The sequence below is a fragment of the Pseudomonas sp. DCB_AW genome, assembly GCF_026240895.1.
GTDB lineage: Bacteria > Pseudomonadota > Gammaproteobacteria > Pseudomonadales > Pseudomonadaceae > Aquipseudomonas > Aquipseudomonas kermanshahensis.
Map to the genome: position 1 here is coordinate 1 of NZ_JAPFCE010000081.1, position 20,837 is coordinate 20,837.

Here is a 20,837-nt window from a genome sequence, read left to right on the forward strand (position 1 = left end):
GTACTCCGCTGGCCTTGAGGTTGGCAGTTACCTGTGGGAGCGGGCTTGCCCCGCGAAGAGGCCGCTCCTGATCAAAACCGATCCAACCGATAGGCCTCCATCTGCGGCCCTCTTTCCTGTTCGGCAAGCCGCCCCACCCATTCGGCCGTCACCGCCGCCTGGGTCAACCCCAGGTGCTGATGCCCGAACGCAAGCATCACCCGTCCCTCGCACACCTGGTCGATCACCGGCAATGAATCCGGCAAGGACGGCCTGAAACCCATCCACGGCGTCGCCCCTTCGGCATCGAGATCTTGCTGGAACAAGCCCTTGCTCAGCCTATGCAGCTGCCATGCCCGCTGCATGCTAGGCGGCGCATCGAGCCCGGCGAATTCCACCGTGCCGGCCAGCCGTAACCCGTCGGCCATCGGCGTCATGATGAACTTGCGCTCCAGCGAGGTGACGGCAAAGGGCAGCCGTTGATGTTCACCCGGCAACATCAGGTGGTAGCCACGTTCGGTGTCCAGCGGCACCCGCTTGCCGGTAAGGGCCGCAGTGAGTTTGGCCGAATGCGCGCCGCAACTGATCAGCACCTGGCGTGCAGTGAACGTGCCTTGGTCGCTGGCCAGGCTGACGCCGCTGCCGTGCAGGTGCCCACCGTCGACGTGCGCCTGGACGAAGCGAACCCCACTGGCCTTGGCCGCTTCGAAAAGCTCACAGACCACGCGGTACGGGTCGATGAAATGCCCGGTACGGGGGAAAAACAGCCCGCCCAGGATCGAGCGGCTCAACTGAGGCGCCGTTGCCCGCACGCTGTCGGCCGACCAGTACTCCGCCGGCACCGCCTGCTGTTGCATGCGCGCCTGCAAGGCCGCCAGTGCCTGGCGCGATTCGTTGCGTTCGAACACCAGCAACGACCCCGCTTCCTTGAACAGGTCGCTGCGCCCAATCGAGCCTAACAACCGCTGCCAGGCCGCCAGGCTGCCTTCGTTCAGCGCACGGATGCCAGCCACGCTGCGCTGAAATGGCGCGGGCCGCAGGTTGAGCAGCAAGCGGGTGAACCAGGGCATGGCCTTGGGCAGGTACTTCCAGTCCAGGCGCAGCGGGCCCATCGGGTCCATCAGCATGCTGGGCAGGCGTTTGAGAATCGACAAGTCGGCAATCGGGAACACCTGCTCGGTGGCCAGGTGCCCGGCGTTGCCGAACGAGGCGCCGTGGCCAGGTGGCTGGCGGTCGATCAGCAGCACCCGACGGCCTTGCCTTGCCAGCTGCAGGGCACAGGCGACGCCGACGATGCCGGCGCCGACCACGGCGATATCAGTTTCAGCAGCGTTGAGCGGCTCGACCATGGTTCAGCCTTCCCGCTTGCCGTCGAGCAACCGGCGCAGTTGCAGCGGGTTGCCGTGTCGCAAGGCCTCTGGCAGCAGCCCGTCTGGGAAGTCCTGGTAGCACACCGGGCGCAGGAAGCGCAGGATCGCCGCCGTGCCCACCGACGTGGTGCGGGCATCGGAGGTAGCCGGGAATGGCCCGCCATGGACCATCGCATCGCACACCTCGACCCCGGTCGGCCAACCGTTGACCAGGATGCGTCCGGCCTTGCGTTCCAAGGTCGGCAACAGCGCGCGGGCACTGTCGATGTCGGCCTCGTCCAGTTGTAGCGTCGCGGTCAGTTGGCCTTCCAGGTGCTCGGCCACCTGGCGCACCTGCGCGTCGCTGTCGCACGCCACCACCAGTGAGGCAGCGCCGAAGACCTCGGCTTGCAGCGCCGGGTCGGTCAGAAACGCGCTGGCCTGGGTCACGAACAACTGGGCCTGGCACTGGTTAGGGCCTTGCGCCGGTTGACCGCTGGCGGCGACGTGGGCGTTGTTGTTCTCGGCCAATGCGCCAACGCCCGTTTCATAAGCGCTGAAAATACCGGGGGTGAGCATGGTTTGTGCGGCTGCACGTTGCACCTGCTCGCTGGCGGCGTCGACGAAGCGTTGCAGCGCCGGCCCTTGGCGGGCGATCACCAGGCCAGGGTTGGTGCAGAACTGCCCGGCGCCTTGGGTCAGCGAAGCGACGAACCCTTGCGCCAGTGCTTCGCCGCGACGCTGCAGGGCGGCGTCAAACAGGAACACCGGGTTGATCGAACTCATCTCGGCGTACACCGGGATAGGCTCTGGGCGGGCCTGCGCCGCGTGGCACAGGGCGATGCCGCCGCTGCGCGAGCCGGTAAAACCGACGGCCTTGATGCGCGGGTCGCTGACCAGGGCGATGCCCACTTCACGGCCCGCGCCGTACAACAACGAAAACACGCCTTCAGGCAGGCCGCAGTGCTTCACGGCGTGCGCCACTGCCCGGCCCACCAGCTCGCTGGTGCCAGGGTGGGCGCCGTGGGCCTTGACCACCACCGGGCAACCCGCGGCCAGTGCCGAAGCCGTGTCGCCGCCGGCCACCGAGAAGGCCAGGGGGAAGTTGCTGGCGCCAAACACCGCTACCGGCCCCAGGGCCACCTGGCGCTGGCGCAGGTCGGGGCGCGGCAGGGGCTGGCGCTCGGGCAGGGCATTGTCGACCCGCACGTCCAGCCATTCGCCGGCACGTACCACACGGGCGAACGTGCGCAGTTGCGTGCAGGTGCGGCCGCGTTCGCCTTGGATGCGTGCCTTGGGCAGGCCCGTCTCGGCGACGGCGCGGTCGATCAGTGCATCGCCCAGGGCCTCGATCTGTTCGGCGATGGTTTCAAGAAAGTGTGCCCGTTGTTCGAGCGAGGTCTCGCGGTATTCATCGAACGCCGCCCAGGCCAGTGCGCAGGCCTGGGCCACGTGTTCGCCGGTGCCGCCGAGGTAGGCGGGTTCGAGCGCTTGGCCGGTGGCCGGGTCGATGGCGCGGATGGCGTCGCGGCTGCCGGTTACCGGCGTTTGGCCAATCAGCAGGTTGCCTGTCAGGGGCATAGAGCCTCCTTTGGAGTCGGATTCAGGTGCAAGGGTGTAGCGCATACCCTGTGGGAGATCCCCCAGCGGCATTGTGGGAGCGGGCTTGTCCCGCGAAGGGGCCGCGGTGCATGGCACCGGCTTTGCCGGTGTTCGCGGGGCAAGCCCGCTCCCACGGTTACGCCCACACTGATCAGGCGACGTTTTGCTCGGCCGACCAGTTGGCGTACCACTGGCGGAACAGCGCGTATTGCTGTTCGGCGTAGTTGCGCTGGGCATCGGTCAGGGCGTCGGTCTCGTTGAAGTGCAGGCTGTACTCGCGGTCGCCGTTGAGCACCATCAGGTGCTTGTAATACAGCACCAGGTCGCAGCCTTCATCGAACGAGGACAACACCGCCAGCGCCGCTTCCAGTTCACGGGCCAGGCGCCGGGCCTTGGCATCACCTTTGGCAGCCTGCTTGCTCAGGCTCACCAGTTGCAGCACTTCACGGGGCAGTGCGTTGCCGATGCCGGTGATGGCACCGGTGGCATTGCAGTTGACGAAGCCATGCACCACTTGGGTGTCGACGCCGACCATCAGGGTCACGTCATCGTCCTTGGAGGTGATGTGCTCGGCGGCGTAGCGCAGGTCGGCGCCACCGCCAAATTCCTTGAAGCCGATCAGGTTCGGGTATTCGCGGCGCAGTTCGAAGAACAGGTCGGCGCGGGTGGCAAAGCCGTAGTACGGGCTGTTGTAGATGACTGCCGGCAGTTTCGGCGCGGCGGCCAGGATGGCCGAGAAGTGGTGCTTCTGGGCGATCAACGAAGCGCCGCGGGACAGTACACGCGGGATCACCATCAGGCCGGCCGCGCCAACTTCGGCGGCATGGGCCGCGTGGGAAACCGCTTCACGGGTATTCACCGCGCCGGTGCCGACGATGGTCGGGATGCCGGCAGCCACCAGGCGCGCCACGCCTTCCTGGCGTTCGGCCTCGGTCAGCAGCGGCCAGTCGCCCATCGAACCGCAGTACACCACGGCGCTCATGCCGGCTTCGATCAGCTCGCGGCCTTTGCGTACCAGGGCATCGAAGTCCGGTTTGCGCGCGGCGGTGCAGGGGGTCATCAGGGCAGGCATGCAGCCGGTGAAGATGTTGTCGCTCATGGGTGTCACTCCTTGCAGTATTCAGTCTGGGTTGCGAATAAAAAGGCCTGGGCAGGTCAGATGCCCCAGGCGAAAGGATCCTGTTCGTCGATCAGCAGGGTGCTGTCGGCGGTCATGTAGGCGCGGCCGGTGATGAACGGGCGAATGCGCTCGCCCTCGCGCTGGTAGCGGCCCTGGAACTGGCTGCCGGTGATGCTCGCCTGGACCCAGGTCTGGCCCTCGTCGAGCTTGCCGTCGGCGGCCAGGCAGGCCAGCTTGGCGCTGGTGCCCGTGCCGCAAGGGGAGCGGTCGTAGGCCTTGCCGGGGCACATGACGAAGTTGCGGCTGTCGGCGTCGGGGTCGTCGGCAAACAGCTCGACATGGTCGATCGGCTCGCCGTTTTCGCCGGTGATGCCCTGGGCCTCCAGGGCCTTGAGCATCGCCCAGGTGTAGTCGGTGAGCGCTTCGACGTTGTCCAGCTCGATGCGCTGGCCATGCTCGGACACCAGGAAGAACCAGTTGCCGCCCCAGGCGATATCGCCGTGCACCACGCCATGGCCCGGTACCTCGACCGGCACCTGTTGGCGATAGCGGTAGGCAGGCACGTTGCCTACGGTGACCGCGCCGTCTTCATGCAAGGTGGCGCTCACCTGGCCGACCGGCGTGTCGACCTTGTGCACGCCTGGCGCGATCAGCCCCAGGTGCTGCAGCGAGGCGATCAGGCCGATGGTGCCGTGGCCGCACATGTTCAGGTAGCCGGCGTTGTTGAAGAAGATCACCCCGCACGTGGCGTCTTCCGAGACCGGTGGGCAATACAGCGCACCGACCAGCACATCGTTGCCGCGAGGCTCCAGCAGGCAGGCGCGGCGCCATGGGTCGTGCAGTTCGCGCAGTTCGTCGCGCTGTTCGGCCATGGTGCGGCCATTGAGCGGTGGGAAGCCTTTCATCACCAGGCGGGTCGGTTCGCCGCCGGTATGCGAGTCGATGACGTGAATGTGTTTCATGGGCAGGTCCCTTGAATGGTGGCCGAGATCAGGAGGCGACAGCGGCAGGGCGGTGGCCCAGGTGTGTGTCGGCGGTGGCTTCGCTCTCGTCTTCGCCATCCAGGCGCACCAGGTGCGCCGGCACGCCGGTCGCGGCGCCCCAGTAGTAGATGCCCAGAGCACAGGCGGCCACGACCACGGTGTCGAACGGGTGGCCGATCACGCCCAGGCCGCCGAAGCTGCCGAGCCAGGACAGCAGGATGGTCACCGCGTAGAAACCGATCAGCCAGGCTGACGAGCGCACTTGCTGGCCGATGGACAGGTGCTGGGTTGGCACGAAGCGGGCGCACAGCAGATAAAGCACGAACATCACGATTTGCAGGGCCAACAGCCACGACACGGTGTTCCAGCCAGACCAGTAGACGATCAGCGCGGCGATGATGAACGACAGCGGGCCGAGCACGCTCATGCCCTTGACGCGGAACGGGCGCGGCATGTCGGGTGCGTTGCGGCGCAGCGCGGCGACGGTGACCGGGGCCACGGCATAGCTCAGTACCAGTGCCGCCGAGACCACGTTGATCAGCGCTTCCCAGGACGGGAACGGCAGGGTCCAGAACACCGACAGGGCAAAGGTCAGCCACAGCGCCGGGCGGGGGATGCCGGACTGCTCGTCGATGCGGGTGAAGACTTTGAAAAAGGTCCCGGTCTGCGCCCAGCCATAGATCACCCGCGGGGTGGCGTTCATGTAGATGTTGCCGCAACCACTTGGCGAGATGACCGCGTCGGCCACCACCAGGTAGGCCAGCCAGCCCACGCCCAAGGCCAGGGCGATGTCGCGGTAAGGCAGGGCGAGTTCCTTGGTCACACCGGCCCAGCCGTTGGCCAGCATTTCGGTTGGCACGCTGCCGAGGAAGGCCAGTTGCAGCAGGGCGTAGATCGCGGTGGACAACAGCACCGACAGGATCAGCGCGATGGGAATGGTGCGCTGCGGGTTCTTCACTTCACTGGCTACCGAAATGATCGGTGTCAGCCCTAGGTAGGCGAAGATGATGCCACCCGCTGAGACGGCCATTTCCACACCCGACAGGCCGAACGGCGCAAAGCCCTGGACCTCGAAGTTTGCCGGTTTAAAGAAGGTGAACAGCACGCCGATCACCAGCAACGGCACGATGAACTTGAACACGCTCACCAGGTTATTGGCTTTGGCGAAGGTCTTGACGCTGCGGTAGTTGAGCAGAAAGAACAGCCCCAGCAGCGCGAACTGCACCAGCCAGCCGAGCACGCTCGGGTCACTGGACCCGGCCTTGGTCAGTTCGGGGAACCAGGCCGCGGCGTATTGCCGTGACGCGACCACTTCGATGGCGATCAGGCTGGAAAACGCGATCAGCGTGATGAAGCCCATCAGGTAGCCAAGCAGCGGGCCGTGGGAGTACACCGGGTAGCGCACCACGCCACCGGCGCGGGGCAGGGCGGCGCCGAGCTCGCAGTAGACGATGCCCAGCAACAGCACGGCGAAACCGCCGAGGAACCAGGACAAAATACCGGCGGGGCCAGCGATGGCCGAGACGTGGCTGGCGGCGAACAGCCAGCCGGAGCCGAAAATGGCGCCTAGGCCGATGAAGGTGAGGTCGAGCAATGAGAGCTGTTTTTTGAATTTGCCTGACATGGGTGCGCCTTTTTGTAGGTTTTGGATAGGCAGGTCTGATGTCACGAGGTGCGGCTTTTTGGGCCGCGCTCTTGTAGGTCTTGGGCGGCTTGCGTGGGGCATAGAGTGGACCGATCTGGGCATCGGTTCTTGATGGTTTTCTGCAGGGTGGATGACGAAATCGGCACAGTTGCAGAAAAGTAGTGGCGGGGTGGTGGGCTCGTGGATAGGCTGAAAGCCATACCGCATAAGGGCTTGGGAGATGCAGTGCCAGTGCCGGCCTCTTCGCAGCACAAGGCTGCTCCTACAAGGCAGTGCCAGTGCCGGCCTCTTCGCAGCACAAGGCTGCTCCTACAAGGCAGTGCGGTCCCGGTAGGAGCAGCCTTGTGCTGCGAAGAGGCCAGTAAAGCCATTAGAGATCAACCCGATGAGCGCCCTTTCCCTGGCAACCCTGTACCAGTCCTTGGACCAGCACCGCCCCGCCACCTTGGAGGCCCTACTCGCCGGGGTCTCCCTGCTGCTGCCGATCCTCGACGCGATCCCCAACGCCGCGATCTTCATCAAGGACGCCGACGCCCGCTACGTGCTGGCCAACAACACCCTGGTCCAGCGCTGCGGCCTCAAGCGTTTGCAACCCTTGCTGGGCAAGACCAGCGCCGAGGTCTTCCCGGCACAACTGGGCCCCGGCTACACCGAGCAGGACCGTCGCGTACTCAAGGATGGCTTGGTGCTGCAAGACCAGCTCGAACTGCACCTGTACGGCAGCCGCGAACCGGGTTGGTGCCTGACCCACAAGCGGCCCTTACTCAACCCCGACGGCGCAATCATCGGCCTGGTGGGCATCTCGGTCGACCTGCAGTCAGCCGCCGACACCCACCCCGCTTACCAGCGCCTGGCAGCTGTGGATGAGCACATTCGGCGGCATTTTCACCAACCCATCAGCATGGGCGAACTGACCCGCATCGCGGGTATTTCCGTGGCGCAGCTGGAGCGCTATTGCAAGCGGGTGTTCCACCTCACGCCACGGCAGATGATCCACAAGGCGCGGCTGGAGCATGCCCATCGCTTGCTGCACAGCGACTTGCCAATCACCGAGGTGGCGATGCAGTGCGGCTACACCGACCACAGCGCCTTCAGCCGCCAGTTCAAGCAATTGACCGGGTTCACCCCGCGCCAATACCGCCAGGCGACGGCCGCTCAGGAGGGTTGAAACAGCGCGCGCGCCTCGTCAAAGCACTGCTCGGCAATCGCCGAACGCGGCTCGCTGCGGCGCAGCAGCAGGCCCACCGGGCTGTGGATGCTGGCGTCGACGATAGGCAGGATGCGCATGTGGTCGCTCAAGTCTTCCAGCCCGCAATCCAGTGGCATGATCGCGCAGCACACGCCGGTGCTGATGGCCTGGATCAACTGGAAGCTCGAGTCGCTTTCCAGCACGGCGTTGGGTTCCAGGCTGCGGCTGCGAAAGCTCAGGTCCAGCGATTGACGGTAGTGCATACCTTTGCTCAGCAAACCCAGTGGAATATCGCCGAGGTCTTCCCAACGCAGGGTGTCGGCCTGGAACTGGAAGTGCCGGGTATCGTGCAGCAGGCCCATGGTGGTGGTGCCCAACTCGATCACTTCGAAGAAGCTGGCATTGACTTGGTCGAGGTAGCAGATGCCCAGGTCAAGCTGGTTGCGGCTCAGGCCATCCATGATCTGCTCGGTGCTGTGCGAGCTGATCTGGAAGTGCAGCTCGGGGTATTTTTCGCGCAGCGGCAACAGCAATTGCATCGGGTTGAAGCTGGCCAGCGGCACGGTGCCCAGGCGTAGGCTGCCGACCACCTGGCCGCGGCAACTGGCGGCTTCGGCTTGCAGGCCGTCGTGGGCCGCCAGCAGTGTGCGGGCCCAGGCCAGAATACGTTCGCCGGCTTCGGTGAACCCTTCGAAGCGCTGGCCGCGTTTGACCAGCACCAGGTCCAGTTCGTCTTCCAGGTTGCGCAGGCGCATCGACAGCGTCGGCTGGGTGATGTGGCACAGCGCTGCGGCCTGGCCAAAATGGCGGGTCTGGTCGAGCGCGATGAGGAACTTGAGTTGCTTGATGTCCATGGGAGTGCCTGGCGTCTGGTTATGCCGACCTTAACCAAGTCAGCGATAGATGTCATTGATCACCCGGTACGCCATATCGATTGGACGCCCCCCGGCCGTGCCTCTAGCGTGGTGACAATGCCCTTTCAGGAGTAGCCCACCGTGAGCGTCAAACCCGATGCGGTCTTCGTACCGCTCAACATCGCCGTACTGACCGTCAGTGACACCCGCACCTACGACAACGACACCTCCGGTGAGCTGCTGGCCAGCCGCTCGGTGGAAATCGGCCATCGTCTGGTGGCGCGAGCGCTGCTCAAGGACGACCTGTACAAGATCCGCGCCCAGGTCGCCACCTGGATCGCCGACGAGCAGGTGCAGGTGGTGCTGATTACCGGCGGTACCGGCTTCACCGGGCGTGACAGTACGCCGGAAGCCGTTGAATGCCTGTTGGACAAACGTATCGATGGCTTTGGTGAGCTGTTCCGGGCGTTGTCCATTCTCGATATCGGCACATCGACCATTCAGAGCCGGACATTGGCCGGGCTCGCCAACGGTACCTTGGTGTGCTGCCTGCCAGGCTCGACCGGGGCTTGCCGCACGGCGTGGGAAGGGATCCTGGCCGAGCAACTGGATGCGCGCCACCGGCCGTGCAACTTCGTGCCGCACCTGAAGCCTGTGGAGGCTTGCGCAAGCCGCGGTTAATGCCCTGGCTGTGCTGGCCTCTTCGCGGGTTTACCCGCGAAGAGGCCAGCACAGGCAGTAAAAGAATCAGCTCAACACATACCCCACCGGCTCCAATGCCGGTGGCAGCGGTTCAACCCCCAACCCGGCCAGCACATCGCGCTCCACGGTGCGCACCAGCGCATCGGTAGGCAGGTCGTTCTCATCGCGCCCAAACGGGTCTTCCAGTTCGTTGCCAATCGCATCCAGCCCAAAAAACGTATAGCCGACGATGGTGGTGAACAGCGGCGCCAACCAGCCTAGCGGTTCAGCCAGGGCGAACGGCAGCAGCAGGCAGAAGATGTAGATGGTGCGGTGCAGCAACAAGGTATAGGGGAACGGCAACGGCGTGCCTTTGATCCGCTCGCAGGTGGCCTGCACTTCGGTCAGCCCCACCAGCCGCTGTTCCAGCACGCTGTAGCGCCAATCGCTGATCTGCCCCTGTTGGGCCAGCCGTGAGCAGTGCCCGCCGACTTCGCGCAAGATCGTGTCGCACACATTGTGCGGGCTGATCGCATTGGGGTTGGCCAGCCAAGGCCGGGCGGCCGCCAGGTCATCCTCGTTGCGAAGCCGGGCGTTGAGCGCATGGGCAAAGCCGCACAGGCTGCGCAACAGTTCGGCACGCAGTGCCGGGTCGGCGATGACCACGCTTTCGCGCACGAACGAGCGGGTCTCGATGATCAGCTTGCCCCAGGCCTTGCGGCCTTCCCACCAGCGGTCGTAGCAAGCGTTGTTGCGAAAGCTCATGAAGATCGACAGCGACAGGCCCAGCAAGGTGAACGGTGTGGCGCTGACCGGGTAGAAAAATGCCGGATAGTGGCGCTCGACCAGCACGATCAGTGCGGCCAGCAGGGTGACCATCAGGCAGCGCAGGGCGATGCGTTTGACGATCGACCCCTTGAGGGTGAACAGCACGCGCAGCACATCGGGGCGGGGGTGGACGATCATGGAAATCCAGAGGTGGCTGTTCAGCCGCCGGTCATGTTCATGAAACGCAGGATCTGCACGTCACCCCCCACCTCGAAATGATGGCGGTAAGGCTTGAGGTGCAAGGAGTCGCGGATGGCGTTTTCCAGGCGCTCGGCGTTGCCTGGGTGGGCACGCAGGACCTGCTTGAGGTCCACCGAATGCTCGTTGCCCAGGCACAGCAGCAGGCGGCCTTCGACGGTCAGGCGCACGCGGTTGCAGGTGGCGCAGAAGTTATGGCTGTGCGGCGAAATGAAGCCGACCCGGGTGTGCGCTGCTTCGGCCAGGCGCCAGTAGCGTGCCGGGCCTTGGGACGACTCGGTGGACTCGATCAGGGTGAACTGCTCGGCCAGCCGGTCGCGCACCTCGTCACTGGAGTAGAACGACTCACCACGCTGGTGTTCGCTGATGTGACCCAGGGGCATTTCTTCGATGAAGGTGATGTCCAGCTCGCGGTCGATGGCAAAGCGCACCAGGTCGACCAGTTCGTCATCGTTGCGGCCCTTGAGCACTACGCAGTTGAGCTTGGTCTTGCGAAAGCCTGCCTGGCGCGAGGCGTCGATGCCGGCGATGACCTGGTTGAGGTCGCCGGTGCGGGTCAGTTGCTTGAAGCGCCCGGGGTCCAGGCTGTCGAGGCTGATGTTCAGGCGCGAGACGCCGGCGTCGAACAGCGGCTGGGCCAGGCGCCCGAGTTGCGAGCCGTTGCTGGTCATGCACAGTTCGCGCAGGCCGGGCAGGGCGGCGATGCGCCCGCACAACTCGACGATGCCCTGGCGCACCAGCGGCTCGCCACCGGTCAGGCGGATTTTGCGGGTGCCCAATGCGACGAAGCGCTCAGCCACCTGGAACAGTTCTTCGAGGCTGAGGATCTGCTGGCGCGGCAGGAACTGCATGTCTTCAGCCATGCAGTACACGCACCGGAAGTCGCAGCGGTCGGTGACCGACATCCGCAGGTAGTCGATTTTCCGGTTGAAGCCGTCGATCAGGGCCCGGCTGTTCTGTTCCACGATTGCGCTCGAATGGGATGGACTCAGCTCCAAGCTATAACCTGGCCGCACCCCCGTCAAATTGCTTTCCCCGACTGGTTGATCAATCTGCTCTATCACGGCTGCAGGCCCCGGCATGTATGGGAGATTCCCCCTGTAGAAGCAGCCTTGTGCTGCGAAGAGGCCATTGCAGCCACAGCTTCTCGGCTAGCCAAACCGGCCTCTTCGCAGCACAAGGCTGCTCCTACAGGACGCGATCTGGATTGTCAGTGCTGGCCCGTGATCGAAACGGCTTATCAGCCCGTAAGATCTTTCGATTGGACGCTTGTGCCCCACGCTCAATAGTCTGGAAAAAACACCGAGCGTGAGGATTCACCGCATGAGCCAGGACGAACATATCAGGGACTACAAAGGCGCCGCCGCCGGCTGGGGGGCGCTCAAGAGCGTGACCAAAAGCTGGCTGGGCAGCGAAAACGCCTTCAAGAACCTGCGGGCCATGCTCAAGACCAACCAGAACGGCGGCTTCGACTGCCCCGGCTGCGCCTGGGGCGAATCGCCGGAAAACGACATGGTCAAGTTCTGCGAGAACGGCGCCAAGGCGGTCAACTGGGAAGCCACCGGTCGCTCGGTAGACCCTGCATTCTTCGCCAAGTACAGCGTCAGTGCGTTGGCCGAACAGACCGATTACTGGCTCGAATTCCAAGGCCGCCTGACCCACCCGATGCGCTACGACGCGGCCACCGATCACTACGTCGAAACCTCCTGGGAAGAGGCCTTCGCCCTGGTCGCCAAACACCTGCAGGCGCTCGATTCGCCCGACCAGGCCGAGTTCTACACCTCGGGGCGGGCCAGCAACGAAGCGGCGTTTTTGTACCAGCTGTTTGTCCGCGCCTACGGCACCAACAACTTCCCCGATTGCTCGAACATGTGCCACGAGGCCAGCGGTGTGGGCATGTCGGAAACCCTCGGCGTGGGCAAGGGCACCGTGGTGTTCCATGACCTGGAACTGGCCGACGCCATCTTCGTCATTGGCCAGAACCCCGGCACCAACCACCCGCGCATGCTCGAACCGCTGCGCGAGGCGGTCAAGCGTGGTGCCCAGGTGGTGTGCTTCAACCCGCTGAAGGAGCGTGGCCTGGAGCGCTTCCAGCACCCGCAACACCCGTTCGAAATGCTCAGCAACGGCTCCGAACCGACCAACACCGCGTACTTCCGCCCGGCGCTGGGCGGCGACATGGCGGCCATGCGTGGCATCGCCAAGTATTTGCTGCAATGGGAACGCGAGGCCCTGGCCAAGGGTGAACCGGCGGTGTTCGACCATGCCTTCATCGCCGACCACACCAGCGGCGTCGACGCCTACCTGGCGGCGGTGGATGCCACCTCCTGGGCGCATATCGTCGAGCAGTCGGGCCTGACCCAGGCCGAGATCGAGCTGGCTGCGCGCATGTACCGCAAGGCCGAGCGGGTCATCATGTGCTGGGCCATGGGCGTCACCCAGCACCGCCACTCGGTGCCCACGGTGCAGGAAATCGTCAACCTGCAACTGCTGCGCGGCAACGTTGGCAAACCCGGTGCTGGCCTGTCGCCGGTGCGTGGCCACAGCAATGTGCAGGGCGACCGCACCATGGGCATCGACGAGAAGCCCAAGGCCGGGCTGCTCGATGCCCTGGAAAAACGCTTCCAGTTCCGTGTGCCCCGTGCCCACGGGCATAACGCGGTGCTGGCGATCAAGGCCATGGAAGAAGGGCAGGCCAAGGTCTTCATCGCCCTGGGCGGTAACTTCGCCCAGGCTACCCCAGACACCCCTCGGACCCACGCGGCCCTGCGCAACTGCGCATTGACCGTGCAGATTTCCACCAAGCTCAACCGTTCGCACTTGGTCACCGGCCGTGATGCGCTCATCCTGCCGTGCCTGGGGCGAACCGAGATCGACCTGCAGGCCGACGGGCCGCAGGGCGTGACCGTGGAGGACACCTTCAGCATGGTGCACATCTCCCACGGCCAATTGCGCCCGCGCTCGCCACACTTGCGTTCGGAGCCGGCCATCGTGGCCGGCATGGCCCAGGCGACCTTGGGCAAGCAGCCGATCGATTGGGAATATGCCATTGCTGACTACAGCCGCATCCGCAGCATGATCGCCGATGTGATCCCCGGCTTTACCGACTTCAACGAGCGCTTGCAGCACCCCGGTGGCTTCCACCTGGGCAACAACGCGGCGGATCGCACGTGGCGGACCGCCACCGGCAAGGCGCGTTTCAGTGCCAGCCAGTTGCCGGAGCAACTGGTCAATGCCCAGGTGCTGGCCCGTGGCGACAAACCGGACCTGATCCTGCAGACCTTGCGTTCGCACGACCAGTACAACACCACGCTGTATGGCCTGGATGACCGCTACCGTGGGGTGTTTGGCCTGCGTGAGGTGGTGTTCGTCAATGAGGCCGACATCCGTCGCCTGGGGTTCGAGCCTGGCGAGCACGTGGACCTGGTGTCGCTGTGGGAGGACGGGCGCGAACGGCGGGTGTCCGGGTTCCGCCTGGTGGCGTATGACGTGCCGCAGGGGCAGGCCGCGGCGTATTACCCGGAGACCAACCCGCTGGTGCCGCTGGAGAGTTATGGCGAGGGGACGTATACGCCGACCTCGAAGTTCGTCGCGATCAGGGTAGAGAAAGCCAAGGCGGGGATCCGGATCGAGGCGCGGTCTCTGTAGGAGCGGCCTTGCGTCGCGAAAGGGCCGCGCAGCGGCCCCAGGTTTTCAGCTTCGCGGCATAAATTGTTGGGGCCGCTTCGCGGCCCTTTCGCGACGCAAGGCCGCTCCTACAGACGATCGCGCTAGGGCCGGTGCACCGGGTAAGCGGTGGTGTACTTCATCTGTTCCATGGCAAAACTCGACGTAATGTTGGAAAGCCCGTCGGTGCGGGTGATCAGCTTCTTGTAGAACCGGTCATAGGCGGCTATGTCACCTACCACCACCCGCAGCATGTAATCCCAATCCCCCGACATGCGGTAAAACTCCATCACCTCCTCGAAACCGGTCACCGTCGCGGCAAACTGCTCCAGCCAGGCGCTGTCGTGGCGCTGGGTCTTGAGCTGGACGAACACCGTCAGGCCCAGCCCCAGGCGCGTGGGGTCGAGCAGGGCGACGCGGCCAAGGATGTAACCCTCTTCTTCCAGCCGTTTGACCCGCTTCCAGCAGGGCGTGGTGGACAGGTTTACCGCCTCGGCCAGGTCCTTGAGAGAAATGGACGCGTCGCGCTGCAGCAAGGTAAGGATGTGTTGGTCGAAATTGTCCATGTCGATTACAGGCTGGCCAGAGAATGATTTTCTCCAGATTACTGCAAAACCGGAAAAATGCGTGACCCCCGTTGCGCGTCCTTGCCGCCGGCAATGGTTGTGCGATAGTTGCAGGCTTACCTCAGTCAATGGACCGGATCATGTCCGACAAGCCGCGTAATTTCGCCACCCGTACCATCCACGCCGGCGAGCAGGATAGCGTTGCTGACAACGCGATCTTCCCGCCCATCTACACCGCCAGTTCGTACATCAAGCGCAGCTTGGACGACAACCCCGAGTATGCCTACAGCCGCGTCGGCAACCCGACCCGGCATGCTTACGAGAGCTGCGTCGCGGCGCTGGAAGAAGGCGTCGGCGCGGTGGCTTGCGCCTCCGGCGTGAACGCCACGGCAACGGTGCTGGAGCTGTTGCCCAAGGATGCCCACGTGGTGGTGATGAACGGCGTCTACGGCGGCACGTTCCGTATTCTGGAGGACTACCGCAGCCACACATCGGGGCTGACCACCACTTACGTCGACCTCAACGACGTGCAGGCTGTGGCCGCGGCGATTCGCCCGGAAACCCAGCTGATCTGGATCGAGTCCCCAACCAACCCCTTGCTGCACCTGGTCGACATCAAGGCGGTCTGCGACCTGGCGCGGTCGCGCGGTATCCTCACCTGCATCGACAACACCTTCTGCTCGCCCTGGAACCAGCGCCCGATCACCCTGGGCGTGGACCTGGTGATGCACTCGGCAAGCAAGTACATCGGCGGCCATTCCGACCTCACCGGCGGTGTGGTGGTGGCCGCCAACGACGCGCTGCTGGCGCGGTTGCGCAAGATCAGCATGGCGGTCGGGGCGATTCAGGGGCCGTTCGACTGCTACCTGGCCCTGCGTGGCCTGAAAACCTTGGATGTACGCATGGAGCGCCAGTGCGCCAATGCCCTGCAGGTGGCGCGTTTTCTCGAAAGCCATCCGCAGATCGAGCAGGTGTTTTACCCGGGGCTTGAAAGCCACCCCCAGCATGCGCTGTGCAAGCGCCAGATGCGTGCGGGCGGGGCCGTGGTGGCCATGAAGGTCAAGGGTGGCGACCGGGCGGCGCTCAATCGCCTGGTCGAGGCGCTGCAGATCTTCGTACTTGCCGATTCGCTGGGCGGCGTGGAGAGCATGATCAACCACTCCTGGAGCATGTCGCACAACTCCCTGAGCCCGGAACAGAAGGGCGTGATGGGCATCAGTGAGAACTTGCTGCGGCTGTCGGTGGGGATCGAGGACTATCGGGACCTGATCGAAGATCTGGATACGGCGTTGAAGGCGTCGGCTAGCGTATAAAAGCGGCTGGCCCTATCGCCGGCTTGCGGGCGATAGGGCCGGTTGATTCAGCAGAAACCCCTCAAGATTTCGGCGGATGAATGATCCGTTCGATCTTGTCCTTGATCAGCAGCCGCTCCTTGCGCAGTCGGGTGACGGTGTCATCGGTGCTGGCGTTGCCTTCAGCGGCCAGCACTTCCTTGTCTTTGGCGTTGTACTCCTTGTGCAGTTTGTGCAGGTCATGGTCTTTGTCGATGCGCGTCTGGAAATCCTCGGCAGTGATGTTCAGGTCAGCGAGCAGATCATGCGGAACGGGCATTTCTTCACCTCTCTTGGCGGTTGGCGAACGGTCCTGACCTTTGAGGATAGCCGCCTTTGCGCAGGTGGGGAGCTGGGGGAGGCCGGCGCAGCCTTCTCGCAACCGCGCAGCAAACTTGGCCTGCCAGGCTGAATGGCGGCTGAATAAACTTCATTTAATGTTGGAAAAACGCCATCTCACGGTTTTGTTGGCGTCTTTTTCACGAAAAATTGATGGTGGCCTTTCTAGAGTTCAGCCAACTTTTCGCGGTGCCGCACAGGCCCGTGGGCTGATAATCACTCTTGATTGCGAACACTGATGCTCAACTTTAAATCCCTGCGGACTGAATGGGTCACGCTGCTGGCCAGCCTGTACCTGCTGATCGGCTTCAATTTCTTTCTCTGGCAGCACCTGGAACACGTGGTTCCGCCAGGGTTGGCGGGGCTTTGGCTGAGCCTGGCATTTGCCGTGCTGATGCTGTTCGCATTCAACCTGATTTTGACCTTGTTTGCCTTCCGGTATGTATTAAAGCCGGTACTTATTGTGCTGTTCATGAGTGGCGCGGGTGTTGCTTACTTCATGAATCAGTACGGGGTGCTTATTGATGCCGGCATGTTCCGTAACATGGCAGAGACCAATGTTGCGGAAGTGCGCGACCTGATGTCGTTTAAGTTTGCCGCTTATATACTGTTGCTGGGCGTATTGCCCTCGGTCGTGCTGTGGAAAACACCGATCGCCTACCGCGCCTGGCACCGTGAGCTGTTGGGCAAGCTGGTGGTCAGCGGCGCCTGTGTGGTCGCACTCGGGTCGGTGGCGTTGGTCAACTACCAGGGCTTGTCGTCACTGTTTCGCAATCACCACGAACTGCGCCTGATGCTCACCCCGAGCAATATCGTGGGTGCCTCCATTGGTTATGTCAGCGAACGCGTCGGTACTGCGGCCAGGCCCTTCCAGAATTATGGTACGGATGCGAAACGCGATGCCGCCTGGCAGCACCATGAACGCAAGTCGTTGACGGTGCTGGTCGTCGGCGAAAGTGCGCGGGCAGACCATTTCGGCGTGCTCGGTTATGACCGCGACACTACTCCTAACCTGGCCAAGGAGCAGGGCCTGCTGGCCTTCTCCGATGTGCATTCGTGCGGGACTGAAACCGCCGTGTCGGTGCCCTGCATGTTCTCGGGCATGCAGCGCAAAGACTACGACGCGCGCGTGGCGAAAAATCGCGAAGGGCTGCTGGATATCCTGCAGCGGGCAGGCCTGGCCGTGCAGTGGCGCGACAACCAGTCGGGCTGCAAGGGCACCTGTGATCGGGTGCAGTTCATCGATGTCAGCAACCTCACCGACCCGGCGCTGTGCGCCAACGGCGAATGCCATGACGAGATCCTGTTGCAGGGCCTGGGTGAGCTGATCGACAACCTCGACAAGGACACCGTGCTGGTGCTGCACCAGATGGGCAGCCACGGCCCCGAGTACTTCAAGCGCTACCCCAACGCCAGCGAGCGCTTTACCCCGGTGTGCCAGAGCAATGCACTGAACCAGTGCAGCGAGCAGGAAATCATCAACGGCTACGACAATACCCTGGCCTACACCGACAAGGTGCTGGCGTCGCTGATCGACACGCTGCGCAGCAAACAGGACAAGGTCGACACAGCGATGATCTACCTCTCCGACCACGGCGAGTCGCTGGGTGAGTACAACCTGTTCCTGCACGGCACCCCTTACCCCATCGCCCCGGAGCAGCAGAAGCACGTGCCACTGCTGACCTGGTTCTCCGACAGCTACAAAGAGGACTTTGGCCTGGACACCGACTGCCTGGCCAAGCTCAGCGACGCGCCGCTGTCCCAGGACAACCTGTTCCACTCGATGCTCGGCCTGTTGCAGGTGCGCACCGAGGTCTACCAGCAATCGTTGGACATGTTCGCCAGCTGCCGGCCGTGGCTGGCAGCCAAGCGCTGACGCGCATGGCTTTTACACCACCGTTTATCTATTCCAGGGATGGCGCAGGTTTCACCCGCAGTGCCCGCGCCGTATATACTGCGCGCCAATGTTAGTGGGAGAGCCTCGTGGCCATCGAAATTCACTGGATCCGTGACGACCAGACCCTGGCCGACCTCTGCCGAAAGTGGCGCCAACTGCCCTTCGTAGCGCTCGACACCGAATTCATGCGGGTAGACACGTTCTACCCCAAGGCGGGGCTGATCCAGATTGGCGACGGTCAACGTGCCTTTCTGATCGACCCACTGCTGATCAAGGACTGGCAGCCGCTGGGCGAGCTGCTTGAAGACAGCGGCGTGGTCAAGGTGCTGCACGCCTGCAGCGAAGACCTCGAAGTGCTGCTGCGCCTGACCGGCAAGCTGCCACAGCCACTGTTCGACACGCAGTTGGCCGCCGGTTACCTGAACCTGGGTTTCTCCATGGGTTACTCGCGCCTGGTCCAGGACGTGCTGGGGCTCGAGCTGCCCAAGGGCGAAACCCGGTCTGACTGGCTGCAACGCCCGCTGTCCGACACCCAGGTCAGCTACGCCGCCGAAGATGCCGTGCACCTGGCCGAGCTGTTCATCGCGCTGCGCCCGCGACTGTCCGATGACAAGTACGCCTGGGTGCTGGAAGACGGCGCCGAGCTGGTGGCCCAGCTGCGCCGGGAAGTCGAGCCCGAGAGCCTGTACCGCGACGTCAAGCTGGCCTGGAAGCTGGCGCCCCAGCAGCTGGCTGTGTTGCGCGAGCTGTGCGCCTGGCGTGAGCGCGAAGCACGCAACCGCGACGTGCCGCGCAACCGCATCCTCAAAGAGCACTCGCTGTGGCCGATGGCCAAGTCCCAGCCCTCTAACTTGTCGGCCCTGGCCAAGATCGACGAGATGCACCCGCGTACCATCCGCCAGGACGGGGAGTTTCTCGTCCAGCTGATCAAGCGTGCTGCCAGCCTGCCCGCCGATCAGTGGCCGCAGGTTTTGCCTGAGCCATTGCCGATCGAAGCGGCCGGCATCCTCAAGCAACTGCGCGCCATCGGCCAGGCCGAAGGCGAGCGCTTAGGCATTGCCCCCGAGCTGATGCTGCGCAAGAAAACCCTGGAAGCGCTGCTCAAGAGCGGCTACCCCAATGGCCCCTATCAACTGCCCGATTCGCTGCGCGGCTGGCGTCGCGAGCGCATGGGCCAGGCCCTGCTGGACAACCTGGCAGGCGCCGGAGAGACCCGATGAAACGTATTTGCTCGATCTACAAGAGCCCCCGCAAGAACGAAATGTACCTGTATGTGCTCAAGGCCGAAGGCCTGGAGCGCGTGCCCGAGGCCTTGCTGCCGTTCTTCGGCACCCCCGTGCATGCTTTCGACCTGGTGCTGAGCCCCGAGCGCAAGCTGGCGCGCGAGGACATCACCAAGGTGCTGGAAAACCTCGACAACCAGGGCTATCACCTGCAGATGCCGCCGGCCGAGGATGAGTACATCGAGCACCTGCCCGAAGAGCTGCTGCGCCGTAACGACCCGGTCTGACCCAGGCCCGGTTCCTCTCATTCGCCAAGTGGCCCGCCTGTCGGGCCGCTTTCGTTGTCTGCCAAGGTTGTTTTCACGATGCGCGTTCTGATCGCCGAACAGGATCATGCCAAGTACACCCAGCTGCTGGGCGAAGCGGCCCCTGACCTGCAAATCCTGACCAGCAGCGATTCTGCCGAGCTGGCGCTGCAGGCGCCGCAGTGCCCGGTGTGGCTGGGCCAGCCCGACTTGTTGGCGAGCCTGCTGCGCCAGGGCCACAAGCCGGCCTGGATGCAGTCGACCTGGGCCGGCATCACCCCGTTGCTGGCCGAGGGTTTGCCACGGGACTATCGCCTGACGCGCGCAGTTGGCATTTTTGGCCAGGTCATGGCGGAGTACATGCTCACCTACCTGCTCGGCCATGAACGCGAGGTGCTGTCGCGCCTGGTGAGCCAGGTCGAGCGGCGCTGGGACGACCGCCCAGGGCGCACCCTTGAGGGGCGCAAGGTGCTGATCGTTGGCACCGGCGACATCGGCCAGCGTGTGGCGGAGTTTCTGCTGCCGTTCGGCGTGACCCTGTACGGGGTCGCGAGCAGCGCCCGCGAGCAGCTGCCGTTCGTCGAAGTGGCGGCCCTGGCGGACCTGCCGCGCATGGTCGAGCAGGTTGACTACGTGATCAACCTGCTGCCGGACACGCCTGCCACCCACGATTTGTACGATGCGGCGCTGTTCCAGCGCTTCAAGCCCAGTGCCTTGTTCATCAATGCCGGGCGTGGAGTGGCGGTGGTCGATGCCGACCTGGTGGAAGCACTGAAGCAGGGGCATCTGGCGGGCGCGGTGATTGATGTGTGCCGCCAGGAGCCACTGCCCCAGCGTCACCCATTCTGGACCGCCTGGGGGTTGCTGCTGACCGGGCACAGCTCGGCGCCCACCTCGCCGGCGGCGATGGTGCGGTTGTTCGTCGAGAATGTGCGGGCGTATGAGGCGGGGCAGGGGTTGCGCGGGGAAGTGGATTTCGCCCGGGGTTACTGATTGCTAGTGGCCTGTACCGGCCTCTTCGCGGGGCAAGCCCGCTCCCACAAGTACCGCGCCGACCTTGGGCCTGCGGGGTACTTGTGGGA

18 protein-coding genes are annotated in these 20,837 nt (G+C 64.0%); 8 read left to right on the forward strand and 10 right to left on the reverse strand.

The features are described from left to right. Positions 1-71: 71 nt before the first annotated feature. The 5 genes from OO306_RS24995 to OO306_RS25015 all read right to left on the reverse strand — a co-directional run bounded on the left by OO306_RS24995 (position 72) and on the right by OO306_RS25015 (position 6,657). Positions 72-1,328 (reverse strand): FAD-binding oxidoreductase, encoded by a 1,257-nt coding sequence (locus tag OO306_RS24995; RefSeq protein WP_265970157.1) that lies wholly within the window; start codon positions 1,326-1,328, stop codon positions 72-74. Between the two features lie 3 nt (positions 1,329-1,331). After that, entirely contained in the window at positions 1,332-2,909 is a 1,578-nt protein-coding gene (locus tag OO306_RS25000) for an aldehyde dehydrogenase (NADP(+)) (RefSeq protein WP_265970158.1), read from the reverse strand. 172 nt (positions 2,910-3,081) lie between these two features. Next, complete coding sequence (locus tag OO306_RS25005) at positions 3,082-4,029, reverse strand: dihydrodipicolinate synthase family protein (RefSeq protein WP_027594631.1); 948 nt, start codon at positions 4,027-4,029, stop codon at positions 3,082-3,084. Positions 4,030-4,085: 56 nt separating this feature from the next. Next, positions 4,086-5,012 carry a 4-hydroxyproline epimerase gene (locus OO306_RS25010; RefSeq protein WP_085272430.1) on the reverse strand — a complete coding sequence of 309 codons (927 nt, stop codon included), beginning with the start codon at positions 5,010-5,012 and terminating at the stop codon, positions 4,086-4,088. A 28-nt stretch (positions 5,013-5,040) separates the two neighbouring features. Continuing rightward, positions 5,041-6,657 (reverse strand): APC family permease, encoded by a 1,617-nt coding sequence (locus OO306_RS25015; RefSeq protein WP_027594629.1) that lies wholly within the window; start codon positions 6,655-6,657, stop codon positions 5,041-5,043. 406 nt (positions 6,658-7,063) lie between these two features. Between OO306_RS25015 and OO306_RS25020 the strand changes: the two genes are divergently transcribed. Further along, positions 7,064-7,846 carry an AraC family transcriptional regulator gene (locus OO306_RS25020; RefSeq protein WP_099455060.1) on the forward strand — a complete coding sequence of 261 codons (783 nt, stop codon included), beginning with the start codon at positions 7,064-7,066 and terminating at the stop codon, positions 7,844-7,846. Here OO306_RS25020 and OO306_RS25025 read toward each other — a convergent pair. Next, the gene (locus tag OO306_RS25025; protein ID WP_238215891.1) at positions 7,834-8,721 is read right to left on the reverse strand and encodes a LysR family transcriptional regulator; all 888 of its coding nucleotides are present in this window, start codon (positions 8,719-8,721) and stop codon (positions 7,834-7,836) included. The two genes, OO306_RS25020 and OO306_RS25025, sit on opposite strands and share 13 nt — an antisense overlap. A 141-nt stretch (positions 8,722-8,862) precedes the next feature. On the opposite strand from OO306_RS25025, the gene moaB reads away from it, so the two are divergent. Further along, positions 8,863-9,402: a molybdenum cofactor biosynthesis protein B gene (gene moaB / locus OO306_RS25030; protein WP_265970159.1), complete on the forward strand. Its 540-nt coding sequence runs from the start codon at positions 8,863-8,865 to the stop codon at positions 9,400-9,402. A 66-nt stretch (positions 9,403-9,468) separates the two neighbouring features. On the opposite strand, the gene OO306_RS25035 is transcribed toward moaB, so the two are convergent. Further along, entirely contained in the window at positions 9,469-10,368 is a 900-nt protein-coding gene (locus OO306_RS25035; protein WP_099430187.1) for a bestrophin family protein, read from the reverse strand. A gap of 20 nt (positions 10,369-10,388) precedes the next feature. Beyond that, positions 10,389-11,393 (reverse strand): GTP 3',8-cyclase MoaA, encoded by a 1,005-nt coding sequence (moaA, locus tag OO306_RS25040; RefSeq protein WP_265970160.1) that lies wholly within the window; start codon positions 11,391-11,393, stop codon positions 10,389-10,391. Between the two features lie 358 nt (positions 11,394-11,751). Between moaA and OO306_RS25045 the strand changes: the two genes are divergently transcribed. Beyond that, positions 11,752-14,076 carry an FdhF/YdeP family oxidoreductase gene (locus OO306_RS25045; protein WP_265970161.1) on the forward strand — a complete coding sequence of 775 codons (2,325 nt, stop codon included), beginning with the start codon at positions 11,752-11,754 and terminating at the stop codon, positions 14,074-14,076. A gap of 122 nt (positions 14,077-14,198) precedes the next feature. Here the strand turns inward: OO306_RS25045 and OO306_RS25050 are convergent, their stop codons facing one another. Next, on the reverse strand, positions 14,199-14,660 hold the full coding sequence (locus OO306_RS25050; protein WP_027594622.1) for an Lrp/AsnC family transcriptional regulator: 462 nt from the start codon (positions 14,658-14,660) through the stop codon (positions 14,199-14,201). 128 nt (positions 14,661-14,788) lie between these two features. On the opposite strand from OO306_RS25050, the gene OO306_RS25055 reads away from it, so the two are divergent. Beyond that, positions 14,789-15,973 (forward strand): PLP-dependent aspartate aminotransferase family protein, encoded by a 1,185-nt coding sequence (locus OO306_RS25055; protein WP_265970162.1) that lies wholly within the window; start codon positions 14,789-14,791, stop codon positions 15,971-15,973. 61 nt (positions 15,974-16,034) lie between these two features. Here the strand turns inward: OO306_RS25055 and OO306_RS25060 are convergent, their stop codons facing one another. Continuing rightward, positions 16,035-16,271, reverse strand: coding sequence for a YdcH family protein (locus OO306_RS25060; protein ID WP_027594620.1), 237 nt, complete (start codon positions 16,269-16,271; stop codon positions 16,035-16,037). A 297-nt stretch (positions 16,272-16,568) separates the two neighbouring features. Here OO306_RS25060 and OO306_RS25065 point away from each other — a divergent pair, with 297 nt between their 5' ends. The 4 genes from OO306_RS25065 to OO306_RS25080 all read left to right on the forward strand — a co-directional run bounded on the left by OO306_RS25065 (position 16,569) and on the right by OO306_RS25080 (position 20,748). Continuing rightward, on the forward strand, positions 16,569-18,206 hold the full coding sequence (locus OO306_RS25065) for a phosphoethanolamine transferase (RefSeq protein WP_265970163.1): 1,638 nt from the start codon (positions 16,569-16,571) through the stop codon (positions 18,204-18,206). A gap of 107 nt (positions 18,207-18,313) precedes the next feature. Further along, entirely contained in the window at positions 18,314-19,447 is a 1,134-nt protein-coding gene (rnd, locus tag OO306_RS25070; RefSeq protein ID WP_265970164.1) for a ribonuclease D, read from the forward strand. Next, entirely contained in the window at positions 19,444-19,737 is a 294-nt protein-coding gene (locus tag OO306_RS25075; protein WP_027594617.1) for a YcgL domain-containing protein, read from the forward strand. Before rnd ends, OO306_RS25075 begins: the two co-directional genes overlap by 4 nt. A gap of 78 nt (positions 19,738-19,815) precedes the next feature. Next, entirely contained in the window at positions 19,816-20,748 is a 933-nt protein-coding gene (locus OO306_RS25080) for a D-2-hydroxyacid dehydrogenase (protein ID WP_186680938.1), read from the forward strand. Positions 20,749-20,837 lie beyond the last annotated feature (89 nt).

Coding starts and splice junctions, on each gene's coding strand:
- OO306_RS25020 (WP_099455060.1), top strand. CDS start 7,064: ATGAGCGCCCTTTCCCTGGCAACCCTGTACCAGTCCTTGGACCAGCAC.
- OO306_RS25075 (WP_027594617.1), top strand. CDS start 19,444: ATGAAACGTATTTGCTCGATCTACAAGAGCCCCCGCAAGAACGAAATG.
- OO306_RS25010 (WP_085272430.1), bottom strand. CDS start 5,012: ATGAAACACATTCACGTCATCGACTCGCATACCGGCGGCGAACCGACC.
- OO306_RS25050 (WP_027594622.1), bottom strand. CDS start 14,660: ATGGACAATTTCGACCAACACATCCTTACCTTGCTGCAGCGCGACGCG.
- OO306_RS25045 (WP_265970161.1), top strand. CDS start 11,752: ATGAGCCAGGACGAACATATCAGGGACTACAAAGGCGCCGCCGCCGGC.
- OO306_RS25080 (WP_186680938.1), top strand. CDS start 19,816: ATGCGCGTTCTGATCGCCGAACAGGATCATGCCAAGTACACCCAGCTG.
- OO306_RS25025 (WP_238215891.1), bottom strand. CDS start 8,721: ATGGACATCAAGCAACTCAAGTTCCTCATCGCGCTCGACCAGACCCGC.
- OO306_RS24995 (WP_265970157.1), bottom strand. CDS start 1,328: ATGGTCGAGCCGCTCAACGCTGCTGAAACTGATATCGCCGTGGTCGGC.
- OO306_RS25005 (WP_027594631.1), bottom strand. CDS start 4,029: ATGAGCGACAACATCTTCACCGGCTGCATGCCTGCCCTGATGACCCCC.
- OO306_RS25015 (WP_027594629.1), bottom strand. CDS start 6,657: ATGTCAGGCAAATTCAAAAAACAGCTCTCATTGCTCGACCTCACCTTC.
- OO306_RS25000 (WP_265970158.1), bottom strand. CDS start 2,909: ATGCCCCTGACAGGCAACCTGCTGATTGGCCAAACGCCGGTAACCGGC.
- OO306_RS25055 (WP_265970162.1), top strand. CDS start 14,789: ATGGACCGGATCATGTCCGACAAGCCGCGTAATTTCGCCACCCGTACC.
- OO306_RS25060 (WP_027594620.1), bottom strand. CDS start 16,271: ATGCCCGTTCCGCATGATCTGCTCGCTGACCTGAACATCACTGCCGAG.
- OO306_RS25065 (WP_265970163.1), top strand. CDS start 16,569: ATGCTCAACTTTAAATCCCTGCGGACTGAATGGGTCACGCTGCTGGCC.
- OO306_RS25035 (WP_099430187.1), bottom strand. CDS start 10,368: ATGATCGTCCACCCCCGCCCCGATGTGCTGCGCGTGCTGTTCACCCTC.